Source organism: Okeania sp. SIO2F4 (genome assembly GCF_010672385.1).
Taxonomy (GTDB): domain Bacteria; phylum Cyanobacteriota; class Cyanobacteriia; order Cyanobacteriales; family Microcoleaceae; genus Trichodesmium.
The window spans coordinates 1-13,328 of the sequence record NZ_JAAHGT010000171.1 but is presented as its reverse complement, the minus strand read 5'-3'; the positions used below and the strand labels follow the sequence as shown (position 1 = coordinate 13,328).

Sequence of the window (13,328 nt, the reverse complement as noted above, 5' to 3'; positions counted from 1 at the left end):
CGACAAACGTTCCACTGCTTCTGCTGCAACTATAAATAATTTGTCTTTCCCCATTGCATAGTCAGCATCAGGTTGAACAACAGCATAATTCAGGTCTGGGTTAACACTGACTGCCAAATTACCAGGAATAGTCCAAGGAGTTGTCGTCCAGATAGCAACCCAGAGTTTTTCCAAGTAAGGTGCGAGAGACTTTTCAACCGCTTTTGCCAAATTAGTAATTTTAAAAGCAGCATAAATACTCCGAGATGTGTGACCTTCAGGATATTCCAGTTCCGCTTCCGCAAGAGCAGTCTTAGAACTCGGACTCCAATGTACAGGTTTGAGACCACGATAAATGTAGCCTTTCAAAACCATTTTGCCAAAAACCCCAATTTGAGCAGCTTCGTATTCTGGGGAGAGAGTCATATAGGGATGTTCCCAATCTCCCCAAACTCCATAACGTTTGAATGACTCGCGCTGTTTGTCTACAGTTTCCAGAGCAAAGTCTCTAGCTTTGTGACGTAATTCTATGGGTGTGAGTTTTGCCCTTTCTGCTGATTTCAGATTTTGAATAACTTTTAATTCGATGGGTAAACCGTGGCAGTCCCAACCAGGAACGTAACGCACTTTTCGCCCTTGAAGAATTTGATAGCGGTTAATAATATCTTTAAGAATTTTATTCATGGCATGGCCAATATGTAGGTTGCCATTGGCATAAGGCGGGCCATCATGTAGGGTAAAGATTTCCCCTGGGTTGGTCTCTGAGAGACGTTCATAGATTTGTGATTCTGCCCAAAACTTTTGTAGCTCTGGTTCACGGGTGACTGAGTTTGCCCTCATATTAAAGTTAGTTTGGGGCAGGTTTACGGTGTCTTTATAGGATTTTGGTTCAACCATTAGATTTTAGATTTTTCTGTTAGTATATTCAGAATTTTAGACTTATTTGTTTGTATCATGCCCTGTTTAGGGTTTTGGTGGTGTTTAATCTTATCTGCATAACTGCCTGTTTATCTTAGTCAGGACTTACGCATTTTTGAGTTCTAAACACTACATATTTATAACGTTATAGTTATTGAACGCTATATAACGCTATATATAGTGTCTCTACCTAAGTCCTGTTAGTCTTGTTAAAAGAGTATCTATCAACAAAAATATTTGGTCAACATTTGCAGGTGGCTTTGATTCATTGTAGTATAAAAAATACAAATTGAAGTAAGAAATTAGATTTATTGTAAAAAATGCCTTATCGTCCTAACTATACCACTGAACAAAAGCCACCAGAAATAACCTATTTATTTATTGATGGAGGTTACTTAAAGAGAAGCTATAAAGACTGCACCTCTCAATGGTTCGGCAATGGTGTTGCAGATTGGAGAAATATTAACTTTGCTGCAATCAAAAGTCATTTTAAAGCTAAAAAAGTTTTCTATTATGACTGCCTTGATGAAATTCCCAATCAAGATGAGAAAGAAGAAGATTTTAAAGCTCGTCTATCTCAACAAGAGAATTATTTTAATCAAATCCGTTCTTTAGAAGGATATCACGTTAAGTTAGGAACTTTGGCAGGTAATCCAAACAACAAACGTCAAAAAGAAGTGGATGTTCTATTAACAGTAGATATGATGAATCACACGATTCGTAATAACATGACCAATGCAGTTTTAATTGCTGGCGATCGCGATTTTAAACCAGTTGTTGAAAGTCTAGTTAGTATGGGAATGTATGTAAAAATAGCTTATGATCCTCGTTCAAATTCCCAAGACCTTAGATATGCTGCTGATGATTCTATACCCCTATTATTTGAGAATTACTATTACTGGTCACCTCCAGAACTGAAAAAAAAGTATCCAACACCCAAAATTGATCAAGCGGGTGGTGGAGATACTCCACAGCGTTATAGACCTAGTGATGCTAAATTTATTAAGCAGGGAAAAGTCGATGGTTATAAAGCAGAATTGTTTCAAAAAGATAGTCAGTTTATTCTCTTTTTTGAGAAGATAGAAGGTGGTTGGACTTTAAAGTTAAGTTTCAATAGTCAAGACAGATTAGAACTTTATTACTCTCTAAAATACGGAAAAAAAATTGAATGGGATTGAATGAATTTACAGCTATAATTATTGAAGGTGAAAATGTGAATGAAACAATCAAATTATTAGACTTTGCATAAGTCCTGAAAATTATAACCCTGTAGGGACGTTTCGCTGCGCGACATGAAACGCATTTTTGTTATGCAACGTCCCTACTTTGTTAGCTGTTGCCTGTTGATAAGTTGTTTCAACCTAACATTCCGCTTGTAGTTAAAATTATTATTTGAGGAGCTTAAAAGTTTTAATAATGCCAATAAATGCAGATAAACCGCATCTGTGGAAAAAAGATATTGCTCAGTCAGTAGATTTCTACAATAATTGGTTTCTTGAGTTTGCCCCGATAACATACAAAGAAACTCGTCTTAGTACCACTCAACAGGTTGAGTCCACATTAATTTTGACAGCTAATTTTACAAATATCTCACGGGAGATACTGTATCAGCACCCATTTATCTTGCCTATATTACGGATGGCAACAGCGCCACCTATTGCTCGCGATCGACTTATTGGACTTGCTGATGTACGACCCAACCTTGTTAAGAATATGGAAGAAAAACTACGAATACCACCACGAATGAATCCAGAATAAATTAATTCTGAACTCGATAAAATTTGTCTAATTATTATTAGATTGCTAGATAAAGATATCTTTCCTTGGCTCAAAAATGATAGACAACCAACCGATATAGAAGTTAGTAGAGCTGCGACAATTGTTGCCGATCGCTTATGTGGTAATTTAGCTGACCCTATTATTCGTAATGCTCAAGAACAAAGGCAACTTTCTACTATAAGAAATTGGTTGGAAAACAGAGGTTATTCTTATATTGAAACTGGCAGTGGTTTACAGTTTGATCAACTCAATCCAGGCAGTTTTTCATTTCGGATGAATATATCAGTAAAACAACCTAAAGGTAGCAAACAGATTAATATTCCTATTGATACTATTATCATGCCGTTTAATTCTCAAGTTGGTGAGTTGCCACTATTAATTGAAGCGAAGTCAGCAGGCGATTATACAAATACAAATAAAAGACGGAAAGAGGAAGCTATTAAAATTAATCAATTAAGAAATACTTACGGCAAAAGTGTCAATTTTATTTTATTTTTATGTGGCTATTTTGATAGTGGATATTTAGGCTATGAAGCTGCCGAAGGTATAGACTGGATCTGGGAACATCGCATAGATGATTTAGCACTATTTGGAGTGTAGATGATGATAGTAAATCAAACTCAAGAATTAGCCAGAATAAAGTTACAAAACCAACTTGATGCCACTAAAACTCAAGCTGAAAAAAATCAACTTGGTCAGTTTGCTACACCAACAGAATTAGCAAAAGATATCCTTCAATATTGTATAAAGCTTTTACCTAAACAAAAAATTCGCTTTCTCGATCCTGCTTTTGGAACAGGTGCTTTTTATTCTGCGCTATTAAACTTATTTCCTATATCAGAGATTGATGAAGCTATTGGATATGAAATAGATCCTCACTATGGTCAAGAAGCTAGTCAGCTTTGGAGTCAAACAAAATTAAAATTAAATATTGCTGATTTTACAACTTGTAATCCACCAGAATTTGATGCAGCTAAAGCTAATTTAATAATCTGTAATCCTCCCTATACCAGACATCATCATTTAACTAAATATGAAAAACTAAGATTGCAAAATTTAACAGAAAAGATAACTGGAATAAAGCTCAGTAAATTAGCAGGAATTTATTGTCATTTTTTACTTCTATCTCATGGCTGGATGGCTAAAAATTGTTTGGCTGCATGGTTAATTCCTAGTGGTTTTATGGATGTGAATTATGGACAGCAAATTAGAGATTATTTATTAACTCAAGTAACATTATTGCGAGTTCATTCTTTTGAACCAAAAGATATGCAGTTTAAAAATGCTCTTGTCTCTTCTTCAGTAGTTTGGTTGAGAAATAAAATCCCATCAGATAATCATCAAGTTGAGTTTACATATAGTGGTAGCTTAACTAAGCAAAAAAAATCTAAATTGATATCTGTTGAAGCACTAAAAAATGTTAATAAGTGGACAAATATTTCTAAATTAGATAGCAGTATCAAAATTGATATTCAGGGAGTCAAATTATCTGAATTATTTACAATCAAACGTGGTTTAGCAACAGGGGCAAACGATTTTTTTATTTTAACGCCAGAACAAATATCAAAATATCAACTTCCTCCAGAATTTTTGACTCCTATTTTACCTAGTCCGCGATATTTGTCAGTTGATGAAATTGAAGCTGATGCTTTAGGTAATCCTATTTTAGAACGTCAGTTATTTCTACTTTCATGTGATTTATCAAAGAATGAAATTCAATTTCAATATCCCTCACTTTGGCAGTATATTCAGATGGGAATCAAAAAAGGAATTAGTAATCGTTATTTGTGTAAACATAGGCGACTATGGTATCAACAGGAATATCGTAAATCGTCAACGTTAGTTTGTACTTATATGGGGCGTCAAGATAACCTAAAAAAAACACCATTTAGATTTATTTTGAATCATTCTCAGGCAACAGCGACAAATGTTTATTTGATTTTGTATCCGAAATTTGAGCTAGAGGATATTTTTAATAAAAAGCCGGATATACTCAGGAAAGTTTGGCAGATTTTGAATCAAATTTCGTTAGATATATTGATAAGTGAAGGCCGAGTTTATGGGGGTGGTTTACATAAGTTAGAACCTAGAGAGCTTGGTAATGTTCCAGCAGATAAAATTATTGAGATTATACCAAGTTTCAAAAGTTAGGCTAAATTTCTTTAGCTTGATAGTTAGAGGTTAGGGTTCTGACATTTAATCTCCTGTTCTGATAATTGATAATTTACCCACAAAACTTCAACCCGGTTTTGCTTTTTTCCGTCGCTACGAGTGTTAGTCGAATGAGCTTTTTTTGCTGGAGCATCAATACAATACCAATCTTGATAAAGCGTATCAAATAATTGACAATGATATCCAGAAATCGCAACTTTGCCTTGAACGCGATGCAACACTTCAGCTAATTTTCTATGTTCGTCATCCGTCATTTCATACCCATAAGCTTTTTTATCCGTCCGCGAGTCGTGTGGATAAGGTGGATCGCAATAAAAAAGTGTTTCCTCACTATCAAAACGTTTGATAACTTCAATAGCTGGAGAATTTTCAATTTGCACCCGCAGTAACCTTTGCACAATTTCCGATAACCCCTCGACACTACCTAACCAACGGGAAACAGCACCTGCCATTCCTGCTCTGGTTGTCAGTTTACAATGTGCCCACCTTCCTACACTCGCAGTTTGAGCTAATCCCGTTCTAACCTGTCTTGCTCGGACAAAAAAACGACGCGCACGTTCTAAATCAGAAATTTTTTCTGTAGGTGGTGTCAGCGCTATTTTAAATTCTTCTCTAGAAAAAGGAGTAAGAGCGATCGCTTGAATTAGTTCTTCTTGAGAGTCTCGTAACATTCTAAAAAAGTTAACAACTTCTCCATCTAGATCGTTATAGGTTTCTACAGCAGAGGGTTTTCTATTCAATAAAACTGCTGCCGAACCACCAAAAGGTTCACAGTAATGTTGCGTTTCTGGTAACAGTGGCAGTAACCAATCAAGATGATTAAATTTTCCTCCATACCATCCAAAAGCTATTAACTTACTCATTCTTGAAGTGAAATTTTAATTATTATTAAACAGTTAGTTTTTCAGTAGAATAAATGAAGAATAAACCTCATTAAAAAAATAATAACCCTGTAGGGGCGATTCGCGAATCGCCCCTACTCTATTTGAAAATTATACCCGCCCTTCATAAACACTTTCTTTTCTTTTTTTCAAAGGAGTTTTAATGAATTTGATTTTCCCTTTCCATTCTTTCTCGAATTGCTTTTGTCTTTCTAACCAATCAGCTAATATTAATTCCGGATCGTAGTTAAAAGCTTTCGCGTGTTCTTCTCGAATTTTGTAAATTTCTTCTAAAATTTCATCAGGTAACATCATAGTTTTTTCAAGTAATTGATAGGGTGTACAAAGTCTTGGTAATTCATAGCCAAATTTAGTGCTAATTTCAGATAGTTTTTTCTGAATATTAGGGTTGGCAATATGGCGACAATTCCATGTTAAAAGATAGTCTAAACCATAAAAAGTTGCTAGAGCAATATGGAAGGTATCATCACTAGCTTTGGTAGGAAAATTGGTTTGTTGAAGAAACTGTCGAGCTAAGTCTTTTACAATTTAATTAGAAATGAGAGAGGGAAAGTCTTTAATCATTTCTATTCTATTTTGAGCCATTTCTGGGTCGCCTCTAGCTGCCTCATCGAAAACTACTTGAGAGACATATATTTCAAAATTGCTTCGGCAAGTGTCGCACCATTCTCTGGTTACTGCCATATTAGCAGCAACAATTAGATTTTGGCTTGGTCTGGCGGTTAAATAGCCAATAACACTTGTTTCCAAATATAAAGTTTCATTCATAGCTATTTAATTCTTGTTTAAATTTGCTCATAACTAAATTTTAACCTAATCTTGTTTATTTATTGTGTTAACAATTTCAGATTACTCTGGTTTATTTAACAGAGTTAGTTTAGAATGGCTGATAAGTTAACTAAAAAAAATATGTAAAGCATAGAATAGCTGAAAAAATAGTAATATGCCTAATAGAGATTTTAATTCTATGATTGTATTAATTGAACACCTAAGTCTTATTAAGTGATTTAAAAAAGGAGCAAAAATGACAGAAGAAATTAAAATCATAGAAATTGACGAAAAATCTCCCCATTTGCAAGCTGTTATTGAATTGGGTGATGCTAACAGAGAAACTCTAGGTTTTCTCCCTAGAAAAGCTTTTAATAATTATGCAAAATGTTGCCAAATAATTGTAGCTATTGACTCTAAAGAAAGTTGTGTTGGCTATTTATTATATAGAGTAGCAACTTCATATAACCGAGTTGGTATTATTCATTTGTGTATTGCTAATTCTTATCAAGGTAAAGGAGTAGCTAAAAAGTTATTTGGTTATCTAGTTGAGATTACTCAAGAAAAATATAGTGGTATTGGTTTAACTTGTCGTCGTGATTTTAATTTGAGTAATTTCTGGTCTAAATTAGGTTTTGTTTTTCAGTACGATAAACCAGCAAAAACTCCTGGAAAAACGAATGCATATTGGTGGTTCGATCACCGTCATTCAAATTTGTTTTCCAATGCTACTACTCATCAACGTGAGTACAAATTATATGTTGGTATAGACTCACAAATTTTCTTTGATTTTTATCATAGTGATAATAATAATAAAGATGCTCAATCTTTACTTGCTGATTGGTTAGACCCTGACTTAGAGTTATGTTTGACAGATGAAATTTTTAATAAAATAAATGTTTTTTTTGATAATAAAGATGAGAGAAAGCACTTCACAAACCTAGCGAAAAAGCTCTTTACTATTTTATCGCCAAATAAAAGATATTCCTCACAATATCAGTCTCTTAAAAATTTATTCGATCAAAATAAAATTAATCTTAGTGAATCTGATATTCGCTATATAGATAAATCTATTACATCAGATGTTTACATTTTTGTAACTGGTAATCGCGGTCTCTTAGACATAGCAGATAAGTTTTATGAACAGTTTAATGTCTCTATTATTCATCCTAGAGATTTGATTATTCAAGTGGATGAAATTCGTAGACAAACAGAATATCAGCCTGTTCGTTTGGCAGGTACTCTACTACAAAAATCCCGTGTTACTCTAGGGGAAGAAAAGCTTTTGAATGAATATTTTAGAGCTGATAAATTGGGTGAAACTAAGGCTGAGTTTCAACAAAAAATACTTCGCTTTATTGCAGAGACAGATAAATTTGATTGTTTTTTGGTTTTTGAAGGAGAAAAACAACCTTTAGCCTTAGTTGTTTATGATAGGCGTAAAAAATATGAGTTAGAAATTCCATTAATGAGAGTTGTGGATACTTCTATAACTGCAACTATAGCTAATCATTTAGTTTTTGAATCTATATCAATTTCTGCGAGAGAAGAAAGAAGTTTTACTAAGATAACAGATCCATTTTTGCCAGAAGCAGTTATTAGAAATATTCACCAAGATGGAACTTTTGTAGAATTTAATAATACTTACTTAAGAGCTAATATGGCTGTAGCTAAAACAGTAAATCAACTATCACAAGATTTAGAATATTTAGCCGTTAGCTTAGGAAAAGAATATAAATTTTGTCATCAAATTTCTCAACTTCTTCAGAAAAAGGTAGAAAATGAGCATGAGCAAAAAGAATTATATTTTAATTTAGAGAAATACTTATGGCCTGCAAAAATAATTGATGCGAATCTTCCTACATGGATTATTCCTATCAAACCATTCTGGGCAAAAGATTTATTTGATGAAGAGTTAGCTAATAATTGGTTATTTGGCTCTAAAACTGAGTTGGCACTTAAACGTGAACTTGTATTTTATCGTTCTAAGCGAGGTTTAAAACCTGGTGTAATTGGTAGGATTATATGGTATGTCAGCAATGATGAAAAATTTCCATACGGGACAACAAAAGTAATTAAAGCTTGTTCTAGATTAGATGAAGTTATAGTAGACAAACCCGAAAAATTATATAGACAATTTCGTAATCTAGGTGTATATAAGTTAGAAGATTTAATAAAAATAACCAAGAATAATCCTAATGAAGATATAATGGCTATTCGATTTAGTGATACTCAAATATTCAGTAATGTTATAACTTTAAAAGAACTTCAAGATATACTAAAAAAACAGATAACTGTTCAAGGACTTTTTAAAATAACACCAGAGCAATTTGCTAAAATATATGATAAAGCAAACAAAAATTAATCAGGATACTTCAACTATGCCAAATACAGTTCTTTTATCGATAAAGCCAGAATATGCTGATAAAATTTTCTACGAGAGAACAAAAAAAGTTGAATTACGTCGTGTTTTTCCTGATTTAGAGAAAGATGATTTAGTGATTGTTTATGTTTCATCTCCTAAAAAAGCTGTTGTTGGTTACTTTAAAATCAAAAACATTATTAAAAAAGAAGTTCGTTACCTTTGGGAGGAAGTAGAAGACAAAGCAGGAATTACCCCTGAAGAATTTTACGATTATTATTCAGGAGTAAAGTTGGGCATTGGCATAGGAATATTTTTCAAAAAAAGCAAGACCTTTAAAAAACCAGTTGAATTAGAAAAACTAAGACAAGAATTGAAAAATTTTAGACCACCCCAAAGTTACCGTTATTTAAAACCCGATGAATGGGAAATTATTAAGAGATTGGTAGATTATGATTTTGAATAATTAGGGTTTGCGCTCAAAAGTCTTTTAGTAGGGGTAGGAGACAGGAGACAGGAGACAAGAGACAGGAGTTAGGGGAATGAGCGAGGAGGTAGGAGGTAAGTTTTGTCTAAAGATTGTTCTACCTTATGCAGCCCAAAATACTAGCTTTTTGCAGCTATTGGCACCGAAAAGCTGGCACTTTTTTGAACCCCAAAAAGACTAATACCTTATATTTATCAATACTTTTATAATTAATCAGGAAGCCCTAATTAAAAAATAAAAATAACTCTCTATGGCAATTAAACAACTAACTTTATTTATTCAACTTTTCCAGGAATTTGCTGACTCATATCCCTATAGCTCAGAAGGATTAAATCATAGAGCTTCTTATGAAAAACAACGTCAACAAGGTCGCCGTAATTTTGAAGAAATAACTGCTGCTGTTAAGGTAGGGGAAGACATAACTGAATCCGTTAGATTCAAACTTTTACCTCATACTAATACTCCCAGAAATCGACAAAGGGGTGCATGGATTCACATTACTGAATCAAACAATATTGATTTAACTGAATGGTTTCAATTCTGGACAAATCAAGGTTGGGAAAAGCAAGAATATTGGTCTGTTATTGCTAGAGAAATTTATAATTTTGTAAATTCCTGTATTACAGATTATCATAAATTTTTATTAGCTTGTAAAAACTTTTCTAAATTCCCAAATTCTGGAGAATTTCAAGCAGGAAAAATGACACCTATTCTGAATGCACTGAAACCGGATGATTTTATTTTAATTAATGATAGATCGAGCAAAGTAATTAATTATTTAAGTAACACAAAATATACTGAAAAGCTAACTGAATACCCATATATTAATCTCACTGGTCATAATCTAATTTTAGAGTTAGCTGAAGAAATGCAGAAACAAAATATACCTGCAATGCGAGATGATGATTTGTTTGATATGTTTTGTCATTGGTTAGTAGCTGTGAAAAAGTACAATTTTCCTAGTGAAAATATAAACAGTACAGACAATATTTATGAAACTAATCAAGATGAAAAAATCAATTCCACTTCAAGCAATAAACATCTCCAGAAAAAGTTCTCAAACCCCGATCCTGCTATTCCAAAATCAGTATTTTTGGAGAGTTCTAATTTACAACCAGAATACACTCTAACTCAATGTTCCCAAGAAACCAACTTCCCAGAAACAAAACTTGCTCAATGGATACGCGCGATCGACCGCAAAAAACAAGCCATTTTCCAAGGTCCACCGGGTATCGGTAAAACTTTCCTCGCTCAAAAACTCGCTCAACATTTAATTGCTGGAGGTGACGGTTTCTGGGAACTCATCCAATTTCATCCTGCTTACACCTACGAAGACTTTATTCAAGGTATTCGACCGCAGAGCGAAGATGGTAAACTCACCTACCCTATTGTTCCCGGTCGCTTCCTGAAATTTTGTCAAAAAGCAGCACTCTGTCAAGATACTTGTGTACTCATTATTGATGAAATTAACCGCGCTAACCTTTCCCAAGTTTTCGGCGAACTTATGTATCTCCTGGAATACCGCGACGCCAAAATTTCCCTTGCTGGTAGTGAAGAATTATTCAGTATTCCCGAAAATGTTCGCATTATTGGCACCATGAATACTGCCGATCGCTCTATTGCTTTAGTAGATCATGCACTCCGTCGTCGGTTTGCTTTCATCAACCTCTCTCCTAACTATGAAATATTGCGTCAATATCACAAAGAAATAGAAACAAATTTTTCAGTGGAAGGGTTAATTAAACTTTTAGAAGCAGTCAACCAAGAAATAAATGACCCCAACTATCAAGTTGGTGTTTCCTTCTTTCTGAGAGAAAATATTGCTTTTGAAATACAAGATATTTGGCAAATGGAAATTGAACCATATTTAGAGGAATATTTCTTTGCTAAACCAGAAAAAGTTGATGAATTTCGGTGGGATAAAATTCAACATCGAATGTCATAATCAAAAAAATATAGGACTTACGCAGGCAACCCCAGAAATCGGTTTTTTTGCCAATGTTTATTGCTAAAAATAACGGTTTATCCTAAAAACCAGGTTTCTTTGCGTAATATAGAATCCGATTAAAACTCGTCATTGCGACGACAGGAAGCAATCTCCTAGACGCCTGAGATTGCTTCCTTCCACTCCGTTCCAGTCGCAATGACGCAGGCTATAGTAATTATCCGGATTCTATATAAGTCCTAAATTATATACACACTTCTCCAAACATCTCTTCCTGTAAAAAATCTCTGTTATAGTTACCTTTTTCCAATATGAAATCTCCCCAAATCATCGAACTTATTGAATATAAATCTCGCCAGTTCCCACCAGATAAAATTGATTATGATATTTCCACTAAATTATGGCAAGAATACGACGAGAAAGGCAAAAAAATTAAAGTTGAATTTCCAACTCCCAAAACCAACAACAAATGGCAATTTACTTCTCAAGGATGGGTTGGTTATATTCCCATAACTCCATATTTTCACATAATTATTAAACCAAAAGTACCGCTTCGTAACCTATTTGGAATGTTGGAATATGCCTACAATCTCAGAAGTTTTCGTTTCTTAGATGGTTTAGTTAACTGTGAGTCTCTACAGGAATTTTACAACTGTTTAGTTAATATTCTGGTTCAAAAAATCTTAGACCGGGGTCGAAAAGGTTTTTATCGTGCTTACCTGCCAAAAACAGAAAATTTAACTTATATTCGGGGGCGGTTAAATATACAGCAAGTTATGCAAAAACCCTGGGATTTTAGGTTGAAATGTGATTATCAAGAACATACTCCTAATATTTCTGATAATCAAATTTTGGCTTGGACTTTGTTTATGATTGGTCGTAGTGGTTTCTGTTCTGAAAATGTCGCTCCAACAGTGGCAAAAGCTTTTCATCTTTTGCAAGGTTTAGTAAATTTACAACCTTTTAAATCTAGTGATTGTGTAGACAGAAAATATCATCGTTTGAATGAAGATTATCAATCTTTACACGCTTTATGTCGATTTTTTTTAGATAATATTGGAGCTAGTCATCAACAGGGGAATTACTCAATGTTACCTTTTTTAATAGATATGGCTAAACTCTATGAAAAATTTGTAGCTGAATGGTTAAAAATTAATCTACCCTCAAATTTAAGAGTTCAAGAGCAAGAAAAAGTAGATATTATTGATGATGAAATTTATTGTCGAATCGATTTAGTTATTTATGAAGTAAAAACTCGTAAGGTTGTTTATATTCTTGATACTAAATATAAGTTAGATGCCAGACCATCGCCAGATGATATTCATCAAGTGGTTGCTTATGCAACTTATAAAAAATGTCACGAAGCTATTTTAGTTTATCCTCACAAATCAACTAATTCCATCAATCAATTAGTTGGTGAAAGTCAAGTAAGATTGCGTAGTTTGACATTTGCTCTTGACTCTAATTTGGAAAAAGCTGGTCAATCTTTTTTAGAAGAATTAATCAAAGATGTTGATTGAAGCTTGATACTTATAGTATTTTGTTAAGTTAATCTTAAGTAAGAGATTATTTAGCTAAAGGGTATGTGATACTATTTATCAAAAACTTTATCTATTTCAGAGCAGGGTAGTAGGGTCGGAGGTAGGAACGTTGCATGCAACGTCCCTACAGAGAAGTAAAAATATGAATAATTAATACGCTCCTGGCTAATAATTATCAAAAAGGTTCCATCCGCCTTTTTTAGTTTTCGGTAATCTAAAGTTCAAGTATAAAATATAGATTTATTGTCAAAAATGTCAAATACTCATAATCCTACCGAACTACAATCTTCAAAAGTAACTTATTTATTTATAGATGGAAGTTACCTCAGAAAAAGTTATATAGACTCCACTGCTAAATGGTTTGGAAATGAAGTCGAAGACGAGAATATTAATATTGATTTTAATGCCATCAAAAATTTTTTTGATGCTCGAAAAGTTTTCTATTATGACTATATAGATCGGATTCAAGGTAAGA

Annotated in this window: 11 protein-coding genes and 1 pseudogene; 8 read left to right on the top strand and 4 right to left on the bottom strand. The window is 33.6% G+C overall.

Translation table 11 applies throughout. The features are described 5' to 3' along the window. Positions 1-876 (bottom strand): class I tRNA ligase family protein (locus F6K22_RS13380; protein ID WP_293098262.1); only part of this gene is annotated, 876 nt, incomplete at its 3' end. 341 nt (positions 877-1,217) lie between these two features. Between F6K22_RS13380 and F6K22_RS13375 the strand changes: the two genes are divergently transcribed. From F6K22_RS13375 to F6K22_RS13365, 3 genes and pseudogenes are all read left to right on the top strand, one after another. Next, on the top strand, positions 1,218-2,075 hold the full coding sequence (locus F6K22_RS13375) for an NYN domain-containing protein (protein WP_293098259.1): 858 nt from the start codon (positions 1,218-1,220) through the stop codon (positions 2,073-2,075). A 238-nt stretch (positions 2,076-2,313) separates the two neighbouring features. Further along, a pseudogene (locus F6K22_RS13370) lies at positions 2,314-3,276 on the top strand (XamI family restriction endonuclease). Continuing rightward, positions 3,277-4,827 carry an Eco57I restriction-modification methylase domain-containing protein gene (locus F6K22_RS13365; RefSeq protein WP_293098256.1) on the top strand — a complete coding sequence of 517 codons (1,551 nt, stop codon included), beginning with the start codon at positions 3,277-3,279 and terminating at the stop codon, positions 4,825-4,827. 23 nt (positions 4,828-4,850) lie between these two features. Here the strand turns inward: F6K22_RS13365 and F6K22_RS13360 are convergent, their stop codons facing one another. From F6K22_RS13360 to F6K22_RS42010, 3 genes are all read right to left on the bottom strand, one after another. Next, the gene (locus F6K22_RS13360) at positions 4,851-5,711 is read right to left on the bottom strand and encodes a DNA adenine methylase (RefSeq protein WP_293098253.1); all 861 of its coding nucleotides are present in this window, start codon (positions 5,709-5,711) and stop codon (positions 4,851-4,853) included. Positions 5,712-5,840: 129 nt separating this feature from the next. Then, complete coding sequence (locus tag F6K22_RS13355; RefSeq protein ID WP_293098265.1) at positions 5,841-6,044, bottom strand: hypothetical protein; 204 nt, start codon at positions 6,042-6,044, stop codon at positions 5,841-5,843. Positions 6,045-6,278: 234 nt separating this feature from the next. Beyond that, on the bottom strand, positions 6,279-6,518 hold the full coding sequence (locus F6K22_RS42010; protein ID WP_363273482.1) for a PIN domain-containing protein: 240 nt from the start codon (positions 6,516-6,518) through the stop codon (positions 6,279-6,281). A gap of 256 nt (positions 6,519-6,774) precedes the next feature. Between F6K22_RS42010 and F6K22_RS13345 the strand changes: the two genes are divergently transcribed. The 5 genes from F6K22_RS13345 to F6K22_RS13325 all read left to right on the top strand — a co-directional run. After that, a complete protein-coding gene (locus F6K22_RS13345; RefSeq protein ID WP_293098250.1) occupies positions 6,775-8,883 on the top strand; it encodes a GNAT family N-acetyltransferase in 2,109 nt (702 codons plus the stop codon). Positions 8,884-8,899: 16 nt separating this feature from the next. Further along, on the top strand, positions 8,900-9,346 hold the full coding sequence (locus F6K22_RS13340) for an ASCH domain-containing protein (RefSeq protein WP_293098248.1): 447 nt from the start codon (positions 8,900-8,902) through the stop codon (positions 9,344-9,346). Between the two features lie 271 nt (positions 9,347-9,617). Continuing rightward, the gene (locus tag F6K22_RS13335) at positions 9,618-11,312 is read left to right on the top strand and encodes an McrB family protein (protein ID WP_293098246.1); all 1,695 of its coding nucleotides are present in this window, start codon (positions 9,618-9,620) and stop codon (positions 11,310-11,312) included. A gap of 311 nt (positions 11,313-11,623) precedes the next feature. Beyond that, on the top strand, positions 11,624-12,832 hold the full coding sequence (locus F6K22_RS13330) for an McrC family protein (RefSeq protein ID WP_293098243.1): 1,209 nt from the start codon (positions 11,624-11,626) through the stop codon (positions 12,830-12,832). A 273-nt stretch (positions 12,833-13,105) separates the two neighbouring features. After that, positions 13,106-13,328, top strand: a 223-nt coding sequence (locus tag F6K22_RS13325; RefSeq protein ID WP_293098240.1) for a hypothetical protein, incomplete at its 3' end; no start/stop codon positions are given.

Coding starts and splice junctions, on each gene's coding strand:
- F6K22_RS13375 (WP_293098259.1), top strand. CDS start 1,218: ATGCCTTATCGTCCTAACTATACCACTGAACAAAAGCCACCAGAAATA.
- F6K22_RS13365 (WP_293098256.1), top strand. CDS start 3,277: ATGATGATAGTAAATCAAACTCAAGAATTAGCCAGAATAAAGTTACAA.
- F6K22_RS13360 (WP_293098253.1), bottom strand. CDS start 5,711: ATGAGTAAGTTAATAGCTTTTGGATGGTATGGAGGAAAATTTAATCAT.
- F6K22_RS13355 (WP_293098265.1), bottom strand. CDS start 6,044: ATGATGTTACCTGATGAAATTTTAGAAGAAATTTACAAAATTCGAGAA.
- F6K22_RS42010 (WP_363273482.1), bottom strand. CDS start 6,518: ATGAATGAAACTTTATATTTGGAAACAAGTGTTATTGGCTATTTAACC.
- F6K22_RS13345 (WP_293098250.1), top strand. CDS start 6,775: ATGACAGAAGAAATTAAAATCATAGAAATTGACGAAAAATCTCCCCAT.
- F6K22_RS13340 (WP_293098248.1), top strand. CDS start 8,900: ATGCCAAATACAGTTCTTTTATCGATAAAGCCAGAATATGCTGATAAA.
- F6K22_RS13335 (WP_293098246.1), top strand. CDS start 9,618: ATGGCAATTAAACAACTAACTTTATTTATTCAACTTTTCCAGGAATTT.
- F6K22_RS13330 (WP_293098243.1), top strand. CDS start 11,624: ATGAAATCTCCCCAAATCATCGAACTTATTGAATATAAATCTCGCCAG.